The following is a 22,065-nucleotide window of genomic DNA, read 5'->3' as shown; positions in this document are numbered from 1 at the left end:
ACTCCTACTTCCTACGCATCGGCCGGAAGGCGGGCCGAGCCTTGTGCAGAGAATCGAGTCGCGCGGCGACCCCGGCGACGGTGGGGGCCTCGAAGAGGGCTTGGATCGGTAGCTCGACGTTCAGCGCCGTGCGGATCCGGCTGACCAGCCGGGTGGCGAGCAGCGAGTGCCCGCCGAGGTCGAAGAAGTCGTCGTCCAGACCGACCTTCTCGATCCCCAGGACCTGCGCGAACGCCTCGCAGAGCAGCTCCTCGCGGGGCGTGGTCGGCGGGCGGTGAGCCACCGCGGCGGTCAGCTCGGGGGCCGGCAGGGCCTTGCGGTCCAGCTTGTTGTTGGCGGTGATCGGCAGCCGGTCCAGCAGCACGATCGCCGAGGGCACCATGTAGTCGGGCAGCGCGTCGGCCAGGTGGCGGCGCAGCTGCTCGGCGGTGACCGCGGCCCCGGCCGGGTCCGCCAGGACCGCGTAGCCGACCAGGCGCTTGTCGCCGGGACGGTCCTCGCGGGCCAGCACGGCGGCGTGCGAGAGCGCGGGGTGCGCACTCAACGCGGCCTCCACCTCGCCCAGTTCGATCCGGAAGCCGCGGATCTTGACCTGGTCGTCGGCGCGGCCGGCGAACTCCAGGTGGCCGTCGGCGGTCCACCGGGCCAGGTCGCCGGTCCGGTACATCCGGGACCCCGCCGCGCCGAACGGGTCGGCGGTGAAGCGCTCCGCGGTCAGGTCCGGGCGGTCCAGGTAGCCGCGGGCCAGGCCGGTCCCGGCGAGGTAGAGCTCACCCGTGGTGCCCGGCGGGACCGGGCGCAGCGCGGCGTCCAGCACGTAGGCGCGGGTGTTGTCCATCGGCCGGCCGATCGGCAGCACCGCCGGCACCGCCGCGCCGCTCGCCAGCGGGATCTGGGTGGCGCACAGGGTGGTCTCGGTAGGACCGTAGGTGTTGCGGACCACGATGCCGGGGCAGGCCTCGAGCACCCGGCGAGCGGCCGTCGCGGGGACCACGTCACCGCCGGTGCCGACCTCCAGGACGCCGGCGAACGCGGCCGGGTCGTCCTCCGCCAGCACCCGGAACAGCCCTGCCGTCAGGTGCAGTTGGGTCAGCTCGTGCTTTGTCACCAAGGCCCGGATCGCCGCGGCGTCCAGCCGGCCCTCGGGCGCCACCACGACCGTGCCGCCCGCGGTCAGCGGGACCCACAGCTCGTAGGTGGAGGCGTCGAAGGCGTGCGGCGACTGGAAGAGCACCCGCCGTGGCTCGGTCTCCCGCCAGCAGTGGGCCAGCACCAGGTCCACCACGCCGCGGTGGGTGTTGGCGATGCCCTTCGGCACGCCGGTGGAGCCCGAGGTGTACATCACGTAGGCGCGCTGGTCCGGCAGCGGGCGCCGGGCCGGGTCGTCCGGGTTGTCACCTCCGGTGGTCGCGTCCACCAGCACCAGGTCCGCGGCCTCGGCGGCGGCCTGCTGGACGAACGGGTGCTCCCGGGTGACGGCGTCGACCAGCAGCAGACCGGCGCCGGCCGCCCGGAAGACGGTGCTCATCCGGGCCTCGGGCGCCCGCGCGTCGATCGGCACGTACGCGCCGCCGGCCTTGAGCACGGCGAGCAGCGTGACCACCAGGTCGGCCGAGCGGCGCATCAGCACCGCGACCAGCGCGTCCGGACGGACGCCGCGCTCGACCAGCAGGTGGGCCAGGCGGTTGGCGCGGGTGTTCAGCTCGGCGTAGCTGAGGTGAGTCTGCTCGAAGGTGACGGCGATGGCCTCCGGAGTGCGGGCGGCCTGCGCCTCGAACAGCTCGACCAGGCTCGCCTCGGGCGTCTCGGCGGCGGTGTCGTTCCACTCGGTGAGCAGGGTGCGCCGCCGGTCCTCGGGAAGCACGTCGATCCGGTCGAGCGGTGTCTGCGGGGCGCTCTCCAGGGCTGTGACCAGCCCCTGCACCGCGGTGTCGAAGAGCGCGCAGACCAGCTCCGGGTCGATCGGCGTGGCCGCCTGGGCGGTGAGCAGGAAGTCGGCACCGAGGTCGTCGACCGAGACGGTCAGCGGGTAGTTGGTGCGGTCGTGCCCGTGCTCCGCCTCGACGCCCGCCAGCGCCCCGCCCGGGCCGTCCTCCCGCGGCGCGCTGTGGCGGAAGTTGAAGAGCGTGGTGAAGAGCGGGGCCGGGGCGGCGATGCCGCTGGCCTTCTGGACCAGGGCGAGCGGGGCGTGCTCGTGGACCAGCAGGTCGGCGAGGCGGGTCCGCATGGTCCGCACGGCCTCGGTGACACTGAGGCCGGCGGTGTTCAGGCGCGCGGGGAGGGTGTTGATGAAGAGCCCGGGGACCCGGTCGGCGCCGGTGCCGGCGTTCATCCGGCCGAAGAGCAGGGTGCCGAAGACCACGTCGTCCCGGTTGGCGGTGGCGGCGACCACGCGGGCCCAGGCGACGTGGAAGAGGGTGGCGGCGCTGACCCCGAGCAGCCGGGCCTGCTCGCGCAGCCGCGTCGCCAGCTCGGGCGCGAGCGTGCGGTCGGCCTCGGTGACCCGGGTGCCGTCGCCGCGCACGTCCAGCAGGCCGAACGGCGCGGTGGGCTCGTCCAGGTCGCCGAGCAGCTCGCCGAAGAACCGCTCGTGCTCGGCGCGCGAGACGCCGAGGCGGGCTTGCGCCACGAACTCGCGGAACGGCAGCGGAGCCGGCAGGTCGTCCTCGCGGCCGGCCAGGATCGCCTGGATCTCGGCCAGCAGGATGTCCAGCGCGGTGTGGTCCATCACCAGGTGGTGGCGCTGGAGCAGCAACAGCCAGCGGTCCGTGCCCGGTTCGGCGGCGATCGTCGCGCGCAGCAGCGGTGCGGCGGTGAGGTCGAGGGTGCGGGGGCAGGCGTTGGCCAGCTCGGTGGCGGGGTCGTCGGTGCCGCTGAGTTCGACGGTGACGACCGGCAGTTCGGCATGCCGGGCGACCACCTGGACCGGCTCCGGCAGGCCCCGCCAGAAGACCGCCGTGCGCAGGATGTCGTGGCGGTCCACCACGAGCTGCAGGGCAGCCAGGAAGGCGTCGAGACGATCGCGCGAGTCGAAGGTCAGCGAGGCCGGGAGGATGTAGAGGTCGTCGGCGCCCTGCCCGTCCGCCATCAGGTGGTGGAAGAAGATGCCTTCCTGGAGCGGGGCGAGCGGGTACAGATCGGCGATGTTGGCCGCGCCGCCGGGGAACGCCTCGGTGACCGTCCGGATCTCCTCGGCGGTCAGCTCCACCAGGGCGAGCATCTCGGGGGTGATCGCCTCGGCCCCGGCCGGGATCAGGTTCGGCGGCACCGTGAACCCGGCCTCGCCCGAGGCCTGGGCGAGGGCGGCGACGGTCGGGGCGGAGAAGAGGGTGCGGACGTTGAGCTGGATGCCGCGGTTGCGGAGGCGTTCGACGAGGGCGACGGCGAGTAGGGAGTGGCCGCCGAGTTCGAAGAAGTTGTCGTCCAGGCCGACTTGGCTGATGTTGAGGACCTCGGCGAAGGCTGTGCAGAGGATTTCCTCGTGTGGGGTGGCGGGTGCGCGGTAGCCGGTGTGGGTGGTGAACTCGGGGGCGGGCAGCGCGTTCCGGTCGAGCTTGCCGTTGACGGTGCGCGGGAGGGTGTCGAGTACCACGAGGGCGGCGGGGAGCATGTACTCGGGCAGGGTGGCGGCGAGGTGTTCGCGCAGCTGGGTCTGGTCGAGTTCGCCGCGCGGGACGAGGTAGGCGACCAGGCGTTCGTCGCGAACCAGGACCGCGGCCTGGACGACACCGGGGTGCGTGGTCAGCGCGTGTTCGATCTCGCCGAGTTCGATCCGGTAGCCGCGGATCTTGACCTGGTCGTCGGTTCGTCCCAGGTACTCCAGGGCGCCCTCGGCGTTCCAGCGGACCAGGTCGCCGGTGCGGTACATCCGGGTGCCGGTCGGGCCGTAGGGGTCGGCGACGAAGCGTTCGGCGGTCAGGGCGGGGCGGCCGAGGTAGCCGCGGGCGAGCTGGGCGCCGGCGATGTACAGCTCGCCGGCCACGCCGATCGGGACCGGGCGCAGGGCGTCGTCGAGCACGTAGGCGCTGGTGTTCCACATCGGACGGCCGATCGGCACCACGGACGCGTCGGTGATGCTCTCGGTAGCCGCTTCGAACAGGAAGTCGGTACAGCCGACGGTGGCCTCGGTCGGGCCGTAGTGGTTGACCACGGCGATGCCGGGGTTGCGGTGGCGCCAGTCGGTGAGTTGGGCGGCGTTGACGGCTTCGCCGCCGACCATCAGACGGCCGGTGGGGATGTGTCGGTCGGTGAGGGCGTCGAGGTAGGCCAGGCCGCTGGGGGTGGTCTTGAGGAAGCTGAGTCGGTCGGTGCCGAGGGCGTTGGGCAGGTGGTCGTCGAGCGGGGCGATGTGGATGCGGCCGCCGGAGGTGAGGGCGCCGTAGAGGGCGGTGACGCCGGCGTCGAAGGAGATCGAGGCGTGCAGCAGGGTGCTGCCGGTCAGCTCCGGGTAGGCGATCACGGCGCGGGAGATGTAGTTGACCAGGCCCGCGTGTGGCAGGACGACGCCCTTGGGGCGGCCGGTGGAGCCGGAGGTGTAGATGACGTAGGCCGGGTGCTGGGGCAGCACGGCGACGTCGAGGTTCGCGGAGGTGTCGGGCCCGGCGAGGTCGAGCTCGTCGATCAGGAGGTGCTCCTGGTCGGTGAGGTGAGCAGTCTGCCGGGTGGTCAGGAGGACGGCCGGGTGGGCGTCGGTCAGCATGTAGGCGATGCGGTCGGTGGGGTAGTCGGGGTCGATCGGCAGGTAGGCACCGCCGGCCTTGAGGACGGCGAGCAGGGCGACGATCAACTCGACGCGGCGCTCGATCAGGACCGCCACGACCGACTCCGGGCCGATGCCGCGGGTCACCAGGTGGCGGGCCAGTCGGTTGGCTCGGGCGTTGAGCTCGGCGTAACTCAGCTCGACGCCCTGGGACAGCACGGCGGTGGCATCCGGCGTGCGGGCGACCTGGGCCTCGATCTGGGCGGTCAGGGTGCCGGTGGGTACCTGGTGCGCGGTGTCGTTCCAGTCGACCAGGATCCGCCGACGCTCGGCCTCGGCCAGCACCTCGACATTTCCGACCGGCCGGGCCGGGTCCGTGACGACCGCGTGCAGCACTCGCTGGAAGCGCTCGGCGAGGTCGGCGGCGGCCTCGGCGTCGAACAGGTCACGGGCGAAGGTCAGCGTGCCGCGCAGACCCGCGGGGGCGCCGTCGGCCGCGAACGCCTCGGCCAGCGTGAAGGCCAGGTCGAAGCGGGCCGCGCCCGGGTCCGCCGGCAGCGCGGTCACCGCGACGCCCGGCAGCTCGACGACCGCCTCGGTGTTGTTCTGCAGCGACAGCATCACCTGGAAGAGCGGGTGCCGGGCCATCGAGCGCGACGGCGCCAGGGCCTCCACCAGGCGCTCGAACGGGACGTCCTGGTGGGCGAAGGCGGCGAGGCTGACGTCCCGGACGCGCGCCAGCAGCTCGGCGAAGGTCGGGCCGCCGGACAGGTCGGTGCGCAGCACCAGGGTGTTGACGAAGAAGCCGACCAGGTCGTCCAGGGCTTCGTCGGTGCGGCCCGCGATGGGGGTGCCGATCGGGATGTCGGTCCCGGCGCCGAGGCGCGACAGCGTGGTGGCCAGCGCCGCTTGCAGCACCATGAACGGGGTCACGCCCTGGGCGCGGGCCAACGCGGCGAGGTGGGCGTGCAGCTCGGCCGGGACGGCGAAGTCGACCGTACCGCCCTGGTGGCCGGCCACCGCCGGACGCTGACGCGTGGTCGGCAGCGCCAGCTCCTCCGGCACCTCGGCCAGCGTCGTGCTCCAGTAGGCGAGTTGACCGGCGAGCAGGCTGTCGGCGTCGTCGGCCGAGCCGAGCAGGTCACGCTGCCAGAGCGCGTAGTCGGCGTACTGGACCGCCAGCGGCTGCCACGCGGGCGCGCGGCCGGCCAGGCGGGCGGTGTAGGCGGCGGAGACGTCACGGGCCAGCGGGGCCAGCGACCAGCCGTCACCGGCGATGTGGTGCACGACCAGGACCAACACGTGCTCGGTCGGGGTCTCACTGAACAGCCAGGCGTGCAGCGGCAGTTCGCTGCGCAGGTCGAAGGTGTGCCGGGCCGATGCCGTGACGGCCTGCTCGTCGGTGCCCGTCACCACGGTCAGCAGCGCGCCGAACTCGCCGGGCCGCAGCACCTGCTGGTGCGGGCGGCCGTCGACGGCCGGGAACACCGTGCGCAGCACTTCGTGCCGCGCGACGACGTCCTGCAGCGCGGCCTCCAGCGCCGCGACGTCCAGGGTGCCGGTCAGGCGCAGCTTCAGCGGGATGTTGTAGGTGGCGCTCGGACCCTCCAGCTCACCCAGGAACCAGAGCCGCTGCTGGGCGAAGGAGACCGGCACCCGCTCCGGGCGCGGTCCCGCGGTCAGCGCGGGGCGGGCCTGCCCGGCGCCGTCCAGCCGCTGGGCCAGCTCCGCGACCGTCGGCGCCTCGAAGAGCACCCGGATCGGCAGCTCGACGTCCAGCGCCGTGCGGATCCGGCCGGCCAGCCGGGTGGCGAGCAGCGAGTGGCCGCCGAGGTCGAAGAAGCTGTCGTCGATGCCGACATCCGGCACCCCGAGCAACTCGGCGAAGAGCCCGACCAGCACCTCCTCGCGCGGGGTACGCGGGGTACGGGCGGCGACCGGCGCGAAGACCGGGGCGGGCAGCGCCTTGCGGTCGAGCTTGCCGTTGACGGTCAGCGGCATGGTGTCCAGCACGACGATCGCCGACGGCACCAGGTAGGCGGGCAGGGTGGCGGCGAGGTCGGCGCGCAGCGCCGCCGGGTCCGGCTCGGCGCCGGCCGCGGCCACCAGGTAGCCGACCAGGCGCTTGTCACCGGGGGTGTCCTCGCGGACCACCGCGTTCGCCCGGGCCACGGCCGGGTGGGCGAGCAGCGCCGCCTCGACCTCACCGAGCTCGATCCGGAAGCCGCGGATCTTGACCTGCTGGTCGGCACGGCCGACGAAGTCCAGCTCACCGCCGCGGGTCCAGCGGACCAGGTCGCCGGTGCGGTACATCCGGGTGCCGGCCGGGCTGTAGGGGTCGGCGACGAAGCGTTCGGCGGTCAGACCCGGACGGTCGAGGTAGCCGCGGGCCACGCCGGTGCCCGCCAGGTACAGCTCGCCCGTGCTGCCCACCGGCACCGGGCGCAGCGCGTCGTCGAGCACGTAGGCCCGCAGGTTGTCCAGCGGACCGCCGATCGGCAGCGCGCCCGGGCCGTCGGTGACGGTGTGTGCGGTGGCGAAGGTGGTGGTCTCGGTCGGGCCGTAGACGTTGATCACGCCGGTGCCGGGGCAGGCGGCCAGTACTCGGGCGACGGCGGAGCGCGGCACGATGTCACCGCCGGTCCACACCTCGCGGACACCGGTGAAGCAGCTGGGGTCCTCGTCCGCGGCGAGCACGAAGAGGCCGATGGTCAGGAAGATCCCGGTGATCCGGTGCTCGGTGACCAGCCGACCCAGCAGCTCGGGCGTGAGGTCGCCGGCGGGTGCCACGACCACCTCGCCGCCGTTCAGCAACGGCACCCAGAGCTCGAAGGTCGAGGCGTCGAAGGAGTGCGGCGAGTGCAGCAGCACCCGCTCCATCGGGCCGGCGAACCGCCGCTCCGCGGTCAGCGCGACCACGTCGGCGTGGGTGACGGCGACGCCCTTGGGGCGGCCGGTGGAGCCGGAGGTGTACATCACGTACACCAGCTGCGCGGGGTGGGTTGCCGGGACGGGGAAGTCGGCCTGGTCGACGTCCGCGTGCGTGTCCGGGTCCGCGAGCTTCAGGACGGTGACGGGGAGCTTCTCGGCTTCGGCCTGCAGGGCCGTGTCCGTGAGGACGAGCTCGGCGCCGGTCTCTGCCACGATCAGTTCGCGGTGGGCCTGCGGGTAGCGGGCGTCCAGCGGAACGTAGTAGGCGCCTGCTTTCATCACGCCGAGCAGCGCGATCACCAGGTCGGCGGAGCGCTCCATCAGCACCGCCACGGCCGTCTCGGGGCGTGCGCCGTGCGCCACCAGACGGTGGGCCAGTGCGGCCGCGCGCCGGTCCAGCTCGCGGTAGGTCAGCGTGCCGGACTCGGCGACCACGGCCACCGCGTCCGGGGTGCGGGCGACCTGGGCGGCGAACAGCTCGGCCAGCGTGCCTTCGGGGAGAGCGGTCGCGGTGTCGTTCCAGTCGACCAGGATCCGGTGGCGCTCGGCCTCGGTCAGTACCTCCACGCCGGCGAGCGGCTGCTCGGGGGCGCTGACGACCGTGTCGAGGACGCGGACGAAGCGCTCGGCGAGGTCAGCGGCGGCCTCGGTGTCGAAGAGGTCGCGGGCGAAGGTCAGTGCGCCGCGTAGGCCGGCCGGTGCGCCGGTGCTGTCCGTGGTCTCCTCCAGCGCGAACGCCAGGTCGAACTTGGCCGGGAGGTCGCCGGTCGGCAGCACGGTGGTGGCCAGGCCGGGGAGGTCGAGCACCGCCTCGGCGTTGTTCTGCAGCGTCAGCATGACCTGGAAGAGCGGGTGGCGGGCCATCGAGCGGGACGGCGCGAGGGTCTCCACCAGGCGTTCGAAGGGGATGTCCTGGTGGGCGTGGGCGGCGAGATTGATGTCCCGGACCCGGGCGAGCAGCTCGGTGAAGGTGGGGTCGCCGGACAGGTCGGTGCGCAGGACGAGGGTGTTGACGAAGAAGCCGACCAGGTCGTCCAGGGCTTCGTCGGTGCGTCCGGCGATGGGGGTGCCGATCGGGATGTCGGTGCCCGCGCCGAGGCGGGAGAGCGTGGTGGCGAGCGCCGCCTGGAGCACCATGGCCGGGGTCACCCGCTGGGCGCGGGCCAACTGGGTGAGGCGGGTGTGCAGGTCGGCGGGGACGGTGAGGTCGACGGTGCCGCCGTCGTGGCTGGCCACGGCGGGGCGGGGGTGGGTGGTCGGGAGAGCAAGCTCTTCGGGGAGGTCGGCCAGGGCCTGCTGCCAGTGGGTGAGTTGTTGGGTGAGCAGGCTGTCGGGGTCGTCGGTCGTGCCGAGCAGGTCGCGCTGCCAGTGGGCGTAGTCGGCGTACTGGACGGGCAGTGGCTGCCAGGCGGGGGCGTGGCCGGCCAGGCGGGCGGTGTAGGCGGTGGAGAGGTCGGCGGCCAGCGGCGCGAGCGACCAGCCGTCACCGGCGATGTGGTGGAGCACCACGACGAGCACCTGGGCATCCGGTGCCTCGGTGAACAGCCAGGCCCGCAGGGGGAGTTCGGTGGCGAGGTCGAAGGAGTGAGCGCTGGCCGTGCCGATCGCCCGCTCGTCCAGGGCGTCCACCACGGTCAGCATCGAGCCCAGCGCTTCCGGCGCCAGGATCTGCTGGCGGGGTTCGCCGTCGACGGTGGGGAAGACGGTGCGGAGTACCTCGTGCCGGGTGACGACGTCGCGAAGTGCGGTCTCCAGTGCGTTGGTGTCGAGAGTGCCGGTGAGGCGGACGGCCATCGGGATGTTGTAGGTGGCGTTCGGGCCTTCGAACTCGCCGAGGAACCAGAGGCGCTGCTGGGCGAAGGAGAGCGGCGTCTCCCCGGAGCGGGTGGCGGCGGTGAGGGCGGGGCGGCGGCGGTCGGTGGTGTCGAGGCGCTCGGCGAGCGTGGCGACGGTGGGGGCCTCGAAGAGGGCGCGGATCGGCAGTTCGACGTCCAGGGCCGTGCGGATCCGGCTGACCAGGCGGGTGGCGAGGAGTGAGTGGCCGCCGAGGTCGAAGAAGCTGTCGTCGATGCTCGGCTGAGGAACGTTCAGCACCTCGCCGAAGAGCGTGGCGAGCAGGGTTTCGTGCGGGGTGCGCGGGGCTCGGTAGGCGTCGGTGGTGGTGAACTCGGGGGCGGGGAGAGCATTCCGGTCGAGCTTGCCGTTGGCGGTCACGGGGAGGGCGTCGAGGGTGACGTAGGCGGCCGGGACCATGTAGTCGGGCAGGGTGGTGGCGAGGTGGGCGCGCAGGTCGGTCTGGTCGAGGTTGTTCGTGGGGACGAGGTAGGCGACCAGGCGTTCGTCGCGGACGAGGACTGCGGCCTGGACGACGGCGGGGTGCGTGGTCAGCGCGTGTTCGATTTCGCCGAGTTCGATGCGCAGGCCGCGGATTTTGACCTGGAAGTCGGTGCGGCCGAGGTATTCGAGGGCGCCGTCGGTGGTCCAGCGGACGAGGTCGCCGGTGCGGTACATCCTCGAACCTGCCGGGCCGTGGGGGTTGGCGACGAAACGCTCGGCGGTGAGGTCGGGGCGGCCGAGGTAGCCGCGGGCGAGCTGGACGCCCGCCAGGTACAGCTCGCCGGGTACGCCGACTGGCGTCGGCTGGAGAGCGGCGTCGAGCACGTAGAGCTGCGTGTTCCAGACCGGTCGGCCGATCGGGACGGTGGTGCTGTTGTGGCGGCAGTCCCAGGCGGTGACATCCACCGAGGCCTCGGTGGGCCCGTAGAGGTTGTGCAGCGGGACGTCCAGCACGGAGAAGAACCGGTCGCGCAGCTCCGCGGGCAGGGCCTCACCCGAGCAGAGCACCGCGCGCAGGCCCGTGCAGTCGGCGGCGGTGGGCTCCTGGACGAAGGCCTGGAGCATGGAGGGCACGAAGTGGGTGACGGTGATGTGCTCGCGCTGGATGAGCGAGGCCAGGTAGGCGGGATCCCGGTGCCCGCCCGGACGCGCCACCACCAGCGTGGCGCCCTCCAGCAGGGGCCAGAAGAACTCCCAGACGGAGACGTCGAACCCGAACGGTGTCTTCTGAAGTACCCGGTCAGCGGTGGTGAGACCGTACTCGGCCTGCATCCAGGCGAGTCGGTTGACGATGCCGCGGTGCGGCACCGCCACACCCTTGGGCCGGCCGGTCGAGCCCGAGGTGTAGATGACGTAGGCGGGGTGCTCGGGCAGCAGCTCGCGCTCCGGGTTCACCGCGTTGGAAGCCGCGATCTCGCCGACCAGCAACTGCGGTACATCAGTGGAAAGTTCGCTGTCACTGAGGACCAGTACGGGCGCGCAGTCCTCGAGGACATAGGCGATCCGCTCCGCCGGTAGCTCCGGGTCGACGGGCACGTACGCGCCGCCGGCCTTGACGACCGCGAGGAGAGAGACGACCAGCTCGACCGAGCGCGGCAGGCTGACCGCCACCCGCGACTCGGGTCCGACCCCGTGCTCGACCAGCGCCCGCGCCACGCTGTTGGCCCGGGCGTTCAGCTGTGCGTACGACAGCTCGACGCCCTCGAAGACCACCGCTGTCGCTTCGGGCGTCCGGGCCGCCTGGGCCTCGAAGAGGTCCGCGAGCGTGCCGGCGGGCACCTCGGCCGCGGTGTCGTTCCAGTCGGTGAGGACGCGACGGCGCTCGGCCGGGTCCAGCACGTCGATGGCCTGGACCGGACGGCCCGGTTCGGCGACGACGTTGTTCAGGACCCGGATCAGCCGCTCGGCGAGCTGCTCGGCGTCTGCCGCGTCGAAGAGGTCACGCGCGAAGGTGAGCGTGCCGTGGAGGCCGGCCGGCGCGCCGGCGGCGTCGGTCGTCTCGCCCAGCTCGATGGCCAGGTCGAACTTGGCGGCCAGGTCGCCGGTCGGCACCACGGTGGCGGCCAGGCCGGGGAGGTCGAGGACGGCCTGCGTGGTGTTCTGCAGGGCGAGCATGACCTGGAAGAGCGGGTGGCGGGCCATCGAGCGGGACGGCGCGAGGGTCTCCACCAGGCGTTCGAAGGGGATGTCCTGGTGCGAGTAGGCGGCCAGGCTCGCGTTGCGGACTCGGGCGAGGAGGTCGCTGAAGGTGGGGTCGCCAGTGATTTCGGTGCGCAGCACCAGGGTGTTGGCGAAGAAGCCGACCAGGTCGTCCAGGGCTTCGTCGGTGCGGCCCGCGATCGGGGCGCCGATCGGGATGTCGGTCCCGGCGCCGAGGCGGGAGAGCAGGACGGCGAGTGCCGCCTGCAGCACCATGTACAGCGTCACGCTCTCGGTGCGAGCCAACTCGACCAGCTGGCAGTGCAGTTCGGCCGGTATCTCGAGGTGGACCGTGCCGCCGTCGTGGCTGGCCACGGAGGGGCGGGGACGCGAGGTCGGCAGGGCGAGCTCTTCGGGGAGGTCGGCCAGAGCGTCCTGCCAGTGGGCGAGTTGCTGGCTGAGGACGCTCTCCGGGGCGTCGGTCGAGCCGAGCAGCTCGCGCTGCCAGAGGGCGTAGTCCGCGTACTGGACGGGCAGTGGCTGCCAGGCGGGGGCGTGGCCGGCCAGGCGGGCGGTGTAGGCGGTGGAGAGGTCGGCGGCCAGCGGGGCGAGCGACCAGCCGTCACCGGCGATGTGGTGGAGCACCACGACCAGTACGTGCTCCATCGGCCCGGACGCGAAGAGCCACGTGTGCAGCGGAACGTCTGCGGCGAGGTCGAAGGAGTGCTCCGAAGCGCGGGCGACCGCCTTCTCGTCGAAGGAGTCGACCAGGGTCAGCAGCGAACCGATGGCCCCGGCCGGGATCACCTGCTGGCGGGGTTCGCCGTCGACGGTCGGGAAGACGGTGCGGAGCACCTCGTGGCGGGCGAGGACGTCGAGCAGTGCCGCGTTGAGCGCCTCGGTGTTGAGGGTGCCGGTGAGGCGGACGGCCATCGGGATGGTGTAGGTGGTGCTTGGGCCTTCGAGTTCGCCGAGGAACCAGAGGCGCTGCTGGGCGAAGGAGAGCGGCAGCTGATCGGGGTGGGCGGTGGCGGCGGTGAGGGCGGGGCGGCGGCGGTCGGTGGTGTCGAGGCGCTCGGCGAGCGTGGCGACGGTGGGGGCCTCGAAGAGGGTGCGGATCGGCAGCTCGACGTCCAGGGCTGTGCGGATGCGGCTGACCAGGCGGGTGGCGAGGAGTGAGTGGCCGCCGAGGTCGAAGAAGCTGTCGTCGATGCTCGGCTGAGGAACGTTCAGCACCTCGCCGAAGAGCGTGGCGAGCAGGGTTTCGTGCGGGGTGCGCGGGGCTCGGTAGGCGTCGGTGGTGGTGAACTCGGGGTCGGGCAGGGCGTTGCGGTCGAGCTTGCCGTTGGCGGTGACCGGCAGCGAGTCGAGCGCGACGAACGCGGCCGGGACCATGTAGTCGGGCAGCACGGTGGCGAGGTGCGCCCGCAGGTCGGCCCCATCGAGCCCCTCCGCGGGAACCAGGTACGCGACCAGGCGTTCGTCACGGACCAGGACCGCGGCCTGGACGACGCCGGGGTGCGTGGTCAACGCGTGCTCGATCTCGCCGAGTTCGATGCGCAGGCCGCGGATCTTGACCTGGAAGTCGGTGCGGCCGAGGTACTCCAGCGCTCCGTCGGTGGTCCAGCGGACGAGGTCGCCGGTGCGGTACATCCGGGTGCCGGTGGGGCCGTGGGGGTTGGCGATGAAGCGTTCGGCGGTGAGGTCGGGGCGGCCGAGGTAGCCGCGGGCGAGCTGGACGCCGGCCAGGTAGAGCTCGCCGGGCACGCCGACCGGCGTCGGCTGGAGGGCGGCGTCGAGGACGTAGAGCTGGGTGTTCCAGACCGGTCGGCCGATCGGGACGGTGGAACCGCTCTGCCGGCAGTCCCAGGCGGTGACGTCCACCGAGGCCTCGGTGGGCCCGTAGAGGTTGTGCAGCGGGACGTCCAGCACGGAGAAGAACCGGTCGCGCAGCTCGGCCGGTAGAGCCTCACCCGAGCAGAGCACCGCGCGCAGGTCGGTGCAGCCGGCAGCGGTCGGCTCCTGGACGAACGCTTGGAGCATCGAGGGCACGAAGTGCGCCACCGTGATCCGCTCCTGCTGGATGACCGAGGCCAGGTACGCCGGATCGCGGTGCCCGCCCGGACGCGCCACCACCAGCGTGGCGCCTTCCAGCAGCGGCCAGAAGAACTCCCACACCGAGACGTCGAACCCGAACGGCGTCTTCTGCAGCACCCGGTCGGCAGCAGTCAGCCCGTACTCGGCCTGCATCCAAGCCAACCGGTTGACGATGCCGCGGTGCGGCACCGCCACACCCTTCGGGCGCCCCGTCGACCCGGAGGTGTAGATCACGTACGCCGGGTGCTCCGGCAGCAGCTCGCGCTTCGGGTTCTCCGCGTCCGCCATCGTGATGTCAGCGACCCGCAGCTGGGTTACGGCGGTCGGCAGTTCGGCCTCGGTGAGAACCAGAGCGGGCGCGCAGTCCTCGAGGACATAGGCGATCCGCTCCGCCGGTAGCTCCGGGTCGACGGGCACGTACGCGCCGCCGGCCTTGACGACCGCGAGGAGGGAGACGACCAGCTCGACCGAGCGGGGCAGGCTGACCGCCACCCGCGACTCGGGTCCGACCCCGTGCTCCACCAGTGCCCGCGCCACGCCGTTGGCCCGGGCGTTCAGCTGCGCGTACGACAGCTCGACGCCCTCCAAGACCACCGCCGTCGCCTCCGGCGTCCGCGCCGCCTGGGCCTCGAAGAGGTCCGCAAGCGTGCCGGCAGGCGCCTCGGTCGCGGTGTCGTTCCAGTCGACCAGGATCCGGTGGCGCTCGGCCTCGGTCAGTACCGCCACGCCGGCGAGCGGCTGCTCGGGGGCGCTGACGACCGTGTCGAGGACGCGCACGAAGCGCTCGGCGAGGGAGGCGGCCGCGTCGGCGTCGAAGAGGTCGCGGGCGAAGGTCAGCATGCCGTGGAGGCCGTTCGGCGCGCCGGCGGCGTCGGTCGTCTCGCCCAGCTCGATGGCCAGGTCGACCTTGGCGGGCAGGTCGCCGGTGGGCAGCACCGCGGCAGCCAGGCCGGGCAGCTCAAGTTCCGCCTCGGCGTTGTTCTGCAGCGTCAGCATGACCTGGAAGAGCGGGTGCCGGGCCATCGAGCGCGACGGGGTCAGGGCCTCCACCAGGCGCTCGAACGGGACGTCCTGGTGCGCGAAGGCGGCCAGGTCGGTCTCCCGGACGCGCGCCAGCAGCTCGCTGAAGGTGGGGGCGCCGGAGAGGTCGGTGCGCAGGACGAGGGTGTTGACGAAGAAGCCGACCAGGTCGTCCAGGGCTTCGTCGGTGCGTCCGGCGATGGGGGTGCCGATCGGGATGTCGGTCCCGGCGCCGAGGCGGGAGAGCAGGACGGCGAGTGCCGCCTGCAGCACCATGAACAGCGTCACGCCCTCGCGGCGGGCCAACTCGGTGAGCCGGGTGTGCAGGTCGGCGGGGATGGTGAGGTCGACGGTGCCGCCGTCGTGGCTGGCCACGGAGGGGCGGGGACGCGAGGTCGGCAGGGCGAGCTCTTCGGGCAGGTCGGCCAGAGCGGCCTGCCAGTGGGCGAGTTGCTGGCTGAGGACGCTCTCCGGGTCGTCGGTCGAGCCGAGCAGCTCGCGCTGCCAGAGGGCGTAGTCCGCGTACTGGACGGGCAGGGCCTGCCAGGCGGGGGCGTGGCCGGCCAGGCGGGCGGTGTAGGCGGTGGAGAGGTCGCGCGCCAGCGGGGCGAGCGACCAGCCGTCGCCCGCGATGTGGTGCACGGCCAGCAGCAGCACGTGGGCGTCGGACGACTCGGTGAACAGCCAAGCCCGCAGTGGGAGTTCAGTGGCGAGATCGAAAGCGTGCCGCCCGGCGCGGGCCAGTTCCTGCTCGTCGAATCCGTCGACCACAGTGAGCAGGGAGTCGACGGATTCGGCCGCGATCACCCGCTGCTGCGGCTCACCATCGACGGTCGGGAAGACGGTGCGGAGCACCTCGTGGCGGGCGAGGACGTCGAGCAGCGCCGCCTGGAGCGCCTCGGCGTTGAGGGTGCCGGTGAGGCGAACGGCCATCGGAAGGTTGTAGGTGGCGCTCGGGCCTTCGAGCTCACCGAGGAACCAGAGCCGCTGCTGCGCGAAGGAGACCGGCAGCACCTCGGGACGAGGACCGGCGACCAGCTCCGGGCGCCGGTGGCCCGCACCGTCGAGGCGAGCGGCCAGGCCGGCGACGGTGGGGGCCTCGAAGAGCGCGCGAATCGGCAGCTCGACATTCAGCGTCGTGCGGATGCGGCTGACCAGGCGGGTGGCGAGGAGCGAGTGGCCGCCGAGGTCGAAGAAGTTGTCGTCTGCGCCGACCTGCGGGACGTCGAGGACGTCGGCGAAGATCTCGCAGAGAAGTTCTTCGCGGGGGGTTCGCGGGACTCGGTAGGCGTCGGTGGTGGTGAATTCGGGGTCGGGCAGGGCGTTGCGGTCGAGCTTGCCGTTGGCGGTGACCGGCAGCGAGTCGAGCGCGATGAAGGCCGCCGGGACCATGTAGTCGGGCAGCACGGTCGCGAGGTGCGCGCGCAGGTCGGTCTGGTCGAGCTCGCCCGTGGCGACCAGGTAGGCGACGAGCAACTCGTTGCGGACCAGCACGACGGCGTGTGCGACGTTCGGGTGGGCGCCGAGGGCGTGTTCGATTTCGCCGAGTTCGATGCGCAGGCCGCGGATTTTGACCTGGAAGTCGGTGCGGCCGAGGTATTCGAGGGCGCCGTCGGTGGTCCAGCGGACGAGGTCGCCGGTGCGGTACATCCGGGTGCCGGCGGTGCCGTGGGGGTTGGCGATGAACCGTTCGGCGGTGAGGTCGGGGCGTCCGAGGTAGCCGCGGGCGAGCTGGACGCCCGCCAGGTACAGCTCACCCGGCACGCCGACCGGCGTCGGCTGGAGGGCGGCGTCGAGCACGTAGAGCTGGGTGTTCCAGACCGGTCGGCCGATCGGGACGGTGGTGCTGTTGTGGCGGCAGTCCCAGGCGGTGACGTCGACTGAGGCTTCGGTGGGCCCGTAGAGGTTGTGCAGCGGGACGTCGAGGACCGAGAAGAACCGGTCGCGCAGTTCGGCCGGCAGTGCCTCACCCGAGCAGAGCACCGCCCGCAGGCCCGTGCAGTCGGCAGCCGTCGGCTCCTGGACGAACGCTTGGAGCATGGAGGGCACGAAGTGCGTGACCGTGATTCGTTCCTGCTGGATGAGCGAGGCCAGGTAGGCGGGATCGCGGTGCCCGCCCGGACGGGCGACGACCAGGGTGGCGCCTTCCAGCAGCGGCCAGAAGAACTCCCACACCGAGACGTCGAACCCGAACGGCGTCTTCTGCAGCACCCGGTCGGCGGCGGTGAGACCGTATTCGGCCTGCATCCACGCCAACCGGTTCACGATCCCGTTGTGCGGCACCGCCACACCCTTCGGGCGTCCCGTCGAGCCCGAGGTGTAGATGACGTACGCCGGGTGCTCCGGCAGCAGCTCGCGCTCCGGGTTCACGGCGTCGGAGGCCGTGATCTCGCCGACGATCAACTGCTGTACATCAGTGGCAAGTTCGACGTCGGTCAGGACCAGCGAAGGCGCGCAGTCCGCCAGCACGTACGCGATCCGCTCCGCCGGCAGCTCCGGGTCGACGGGCACGTACGCCCCGCCTGCCTTGGCCACCGCCAGCAGCGCCACCACCAGCTCCACCGAGCGCGGCAGGCTGACCGCCACCCGCGACTCCGCCCCCACCCCGCGCTCCACCAGCGCCCGCGCCACGCCGTTGGCCCGGGCGTTCAGCTGCGCGTACGACAGCTCGACGCCCTCCAAGACCACCGCCGTCGCTTCGGGCGTCCGCGCCGCCTGGGCCTCGAAGAGGTCCGCGAGCGTGCCGGCGGGCACGTCAACCGCGGTGTCGTTCCACTCCCGCAGCACCCGCTCCCGCTCCGCGTCGGCCAGCACCGCCACGCGCTCCAGGGCCGTGGCCGGCTCGGACTCCAGCGCGGTGACCAGGTTCCGCAGCGTGGTGGCGGTCAGCTCGCAGACCGCCGCCGCGGAGACCGGGGCGAGGGTCTGCGCGGTGAGGACGAACCCGGTACCGAGGTCGTCGACCGAGAGCGTCAGCGGGTAGTTGGTGCGCTCGTGCACGTGCAGGATCTCGACGCCGTGCAGGCCCAGCTCGGCGGCCGCGTCGATGGCGACACCCTGGCCGTGGCGGTAGTTGAGCAGCGCGGTGAACAGCGGTGCGCCGCCGCCGATGCCGCTGTGCTGCTGGGCGAGGGCGAGCGGGGCGTGCTCGTGCACCAGCAGCTCGGCGAGCTGTCCGCGCATCGCGCGCGTCGCCTCCAGCACGTCCACTCCGGCCGTGGCAACGCGCACCGGCAGGGTGTTGATGAAGAGGCCGGGCACCCGGTCGGCGCCGCTGCCCGCGTTCATCCGGCCGAAGAGCACGGTCCCGAAGACCACGTCGTCGCGGCCCGAGGTCGCGGCCACCACCCGCGCCCAGGCCACGTGGAAGAGCGTCGCCGCACTCACGCCCAGTGCTCGACCCCGCTCGCGCAGCCGCGCGGCGAGGTCGGCGTCCAGGGACACCCGGGCCTCCGCCACGTCACCGGCGCCGCCGTGCACCTCCAGCCGGCCGAACGGCGCGGTGGGCTCGTCGACGTCACCCAGCAGCTCGGCGAAGTAGCGCTCGTGCTCCTCGCGCGACACCGCGAGCCGGGCCTGCGCGACGAAGTCGCGGAACGGCAGCGGCGCGGGCAGCTCGTCCTGGCGGCCGGCGGTGATCTCGCGGATCTCGGCGAGCATCACCTCGATGGCCGTGTGGTCGGTGACCAGGTGGTGGCACTGGAGCAGCAGCAGCCAGCGGTCGCCCTCCGGCTCGGCGGCGAAGTACGCGCGCAACAGTGGTGCCCGGCGGACGTCGATCGGGGCCGCACCGGCGGCGGCGAGCTGTCCCACCACGTCGGTGGTGGACGTGAGTTCGACCTGCTCGACGGGCAGCACGGCACGGCGCGCGACCACCTGGACCGGCTCGCGCAGGCCCTCCCAGAGCAGGGCGGTGCGCAGGATGTCGTGGCGGTCGACGACCTGCTGGAGGGCGGCGAGGAAGCCGTCGAGGCGCTCGCGCGAGTCGAAGGCCAGAGTGGTCGGCAGGACGTACAGGTCTCCGCCACCGGTCTCCGCACCCATCAGATGGTGGAAGAGGATCCCTTCCTGGAGCGGGGCGAGCGGGTAGATGTCGGCGATGTTGCCGGCGCCGCCCGGGAATTCCGCGGTGATCGCCGCGATCTCCGTGGTGGTGAGCCCGACCAGCGGCAGCATCTCCGGGGTGATCGCCTCGGCACCGGCGGGGATCCGGTTCGGCGGTACGACGAGGCCGGCCGTGGTCGCGGCGACGGCCAGCCCGGCGACGGTCGGTGCGGCGAAGAGCGTCCGGACGTCGATCTGCACGCCGCGGGCCCGCAGGCGCTCCACCAGCGTGACGGCGAGCAGCGAGTGGCCGCCCAGCTCGAAGAAGTTGTCGTCCACGCCGACCTGCGGGACGTCGAGGACCTCGGCGAAGACCTCGCAGAGCAGTTCTTCTCGCGGGGTGGTGGGTGCGCGGTAGCCGCTGGTGGTGGTGAACTCGGGGTCGGGCAGGGCGTTCCGGTCGAGCTTGCCGTTGGCGGTGACCGGCAGCGAGTCGAGCGCGACGAACGCGGCCGGAACCATGTAGTCGGGCAGCACGGTGGCGAGGTGCGCCCGCAGGTCGGCCCCATCGAGCCCCTCCGCGGGAACCAGGTACGCGACCAGGCGCTCGTCACGGACCAGGACCGCGGCCTGGACGACGCCGGGGTGCGTGGTCAACGCGTGCTCGATCTCGCCGAGTTCGATGCGCAGGCCGCGGATCTTGACCTGGAAGTCGGTGCGGCCGAGGTACTCCAGCGCTCCGTCGGTGGTCCAGCGGACGAGGTCGCCGGTGCGGTACATCCGTGAGCCGGCGGGGCCGTGGGGGTTGGCGATGAAGCGTTCGGCGGTGAGGTCGGGGCGTCCGAGGTAGCCGCGGGCGAGCTGGACGCCCGCCAGGTACAGCTCGCCGGGCACGCCCACCGGCGTCGGCTGGAGGGCGGCGTCGAGCACGTAGAGCTGGGTGTTCCAGACCGGTCGGCCGATCGGGACGGTGGTGCTGTTGGTTCGGCAGTCCCAGGCGGTGACGTCCACCGAGGCCTCGGTGGGCCCGTAGAGGTTGTGCAGCGGGACGTCGAGGACCGAGAAGAATCGGTCGCGCAGTTCGGCGGGCAGGGCCTCGCCCGAGCAGAGCACCGCGCGCAGGCCCGTGCAGCCGGCTGCAGCCGGCTCCTGCACGAACGCTTGGAGCATGGACGGCACGAAGTGCGCCACCGTGATCCGCTCCTGCTGGATGACCGAGGCCAGGTACGCCGGATCCCGGTGCCCGCCCGGACGTGCCACCACCAGCGTGGCGCCTTCCAGCAGTGGCCAGAAGAACTCCCACACCGAGACGTCGAATCCGAACGGTGTCTTCTGCAGTACCCGGTCAGCGGCGGTGAGCTCGTACTCGGCCTGCATCCACGCCAACCGGTTGACGATGCCGCGGTGCGGCACCGCCACACCCTTCGGGCGCCCCGTCGAGCCCGAGGTGTAGATGACGTAGGCGGGGTGCTCGGGCAGCAGCTCGCGGGACGGGTTCACCGCGTCGGAAGCAGCGATCTCGCTGACCAGCAACTGCGGTACCTCAGTGGCAAGTTCGACGTCGGTCAGGACCAGCGAAGGCGCGCAGTCCGCCAGCACGTACGCGATCCGCTCCGCCGGCAGCTCCGGGTCGACGGGCACGTACGCCCCGCCCGCCTTGACCACCGCCAGCAGCGCCACCACCAACTCCACCGACCGCGGCAGGCTGACCGCCACCCGCGACTCCGCCCCCACCCCGCGCTCCACCAGCGCCCGCGCCACGCCGTTGGCCCGGGCGTTCAGCTGCGCGTACGACAGCTCGACGCCCTCCAAGACCACCGCCGTCGCCTCCGGCGTCCGCGCCGCCTGGGCCTCGAAGAGGTCCGCAAGCGTGCCGGCGGGCACCTCCGCCGTGGTGTCGTTCCACTCCCGCAGCACCCGCTCCCGCTCCGCCGCCCCGAGCAGGCCGACCTGCCCCAACGGAGCGGCGGTGTCGCCGAGTTCGGCCAGGCTGCCCAGCAGCCGGGCGAACCGCTCGGCGTGCTCGACGACCTCCCGGTCCCGGTACACCGCCGGGTTGGCGTCGACCACCAGCTGGACGCCGTCCCCGCCCTGCCGGTCGTAGAGGACGAACGCCAGGTCGTCGACCGAGCCGTTGGAGAGGTTGCGCGCGGTGACGGGGAGCCCGGCGAACCGCAGGTCGTAGTCGAAGGACATGACGTTGACGGTCGGCCCGAACAGCCGGCCGCCGCCGACCAGGTTCAGCTCGCGCTGCAACTCCTCGTAGCGGTACCGCTGGTGGCGCAGGCCCTCGCGCATGGTGCGGCTGGCCTGGCGGGCCAGCTCGGCGAGGCCGGTCTCCGGGCGCACGGTCAGCCGGATCGGCAGCACGTTGGCGAGCATGCCGGGGGTGCTGCGCTGCAGCGGGGTGGCGCGGCCGGTGACGGGCAGGCCGAGGACGATGTCGGTGGCGCCGGTCAGGCGGTGGGTGTAGAGCGCGCCGGCGGCCGCCAGCAGCACGGGCAGGCTGGTGCGCAGGCCGCGCGCGGCCGCCCGCAGCCGCTCCGCGGTGGTGGCGGAGAGGTCGACGGTGTGCCGCAGGTGGGTGTGCGAGGCGGGGGCGAAGCGGCCGGCGAGGCTGACCGCCTCGGGGCGGTCGGCGAAGCGCTCGGTCCAGTACCGGCGGTCGGCGGCGAACTGCGCACCGGCGCGGTAGGCGTCCTCCTCGGCCAGCAGGTCGGCGTAGGGCGCGAACGGGGTGCCGGTGGGACGGCCCTCGACCAGGGCGGTGTAGATCTCGGCGGCCCGGCCGGCGAGCAGCGCGCCGCTGTAGCCGTCGCCGGCGAGGTGGTGGGCGCGCTGGTACCAGAAGAGCCGGTCCGGGCCGGCCGGGAACATCGCCAGCACGCCGGTCCGGCCGTGCGCCAGGTCGTCCGGCCGGGCCAGGTCCCGCTCGATCCAGGCCTGCACGGCGGCCCACGGGTCGGCCTGGTCGCTCACGTCGTGCACCAGCACCGGCGTCTCGGCGAGCGGGACGACCGTCTGCCGGACCTGGCCGTCCTGCTCCGGGAAGCGCAGCCGGAGCATCTCGGCCTCGGTGGCCAGCTGTCGCAGCGCGGCCTCGAAGAGCGCCGGGTCGACCGGGCCGTGGATCTCCAGGCACTCGGCGATCCGGTGGGCGGGGTTGGCCGGGTCCAGCTGCTGGGCGAACCACACTCCGGACTGTCCGGTCGTCAGGGGCCAGGTGACGGCTTGGGTGTCCGACATGGTGTGCTCCGGTTCGTTTCGCAACGGCCGCGCGCTGGGGCGTCGGCGCAGGG

1 protein-coding gene is annotated in these 22,065 nt (G+C 72.8%); it reads right to left on the bottom strand.

Annotated elements, in window-relative coordinates; all coding sequences use genetic code 11:
• Positions 1–4 precede the first annotated feature (4 nt).
• Positions 5–22,012, bottom strand: a complete 22,008-nt coding sequence (locus tag ACQRUO_RS02940; protein ID WP_428314081.1) for a non-ribosomal peptide synthase/polyketide synthase — start codon at positions 22,010–22,012, stop codon at positions 5–7.
• Positions 22,013–22,065: the final 53 nt, after the last annotated feature.

It is taken from the genome of Kitasatospora sp. LaBMicrA B282 (assembly GCF_050325825.1).
GTDB lineage: Bacteria > Actinomycetota > Actinomycetes > Streptomycetales > Streptomycetaceae > Kitasatospora.
This window is presented reverse-complemented; position numbering and strand designations above follow the sequence as displayed.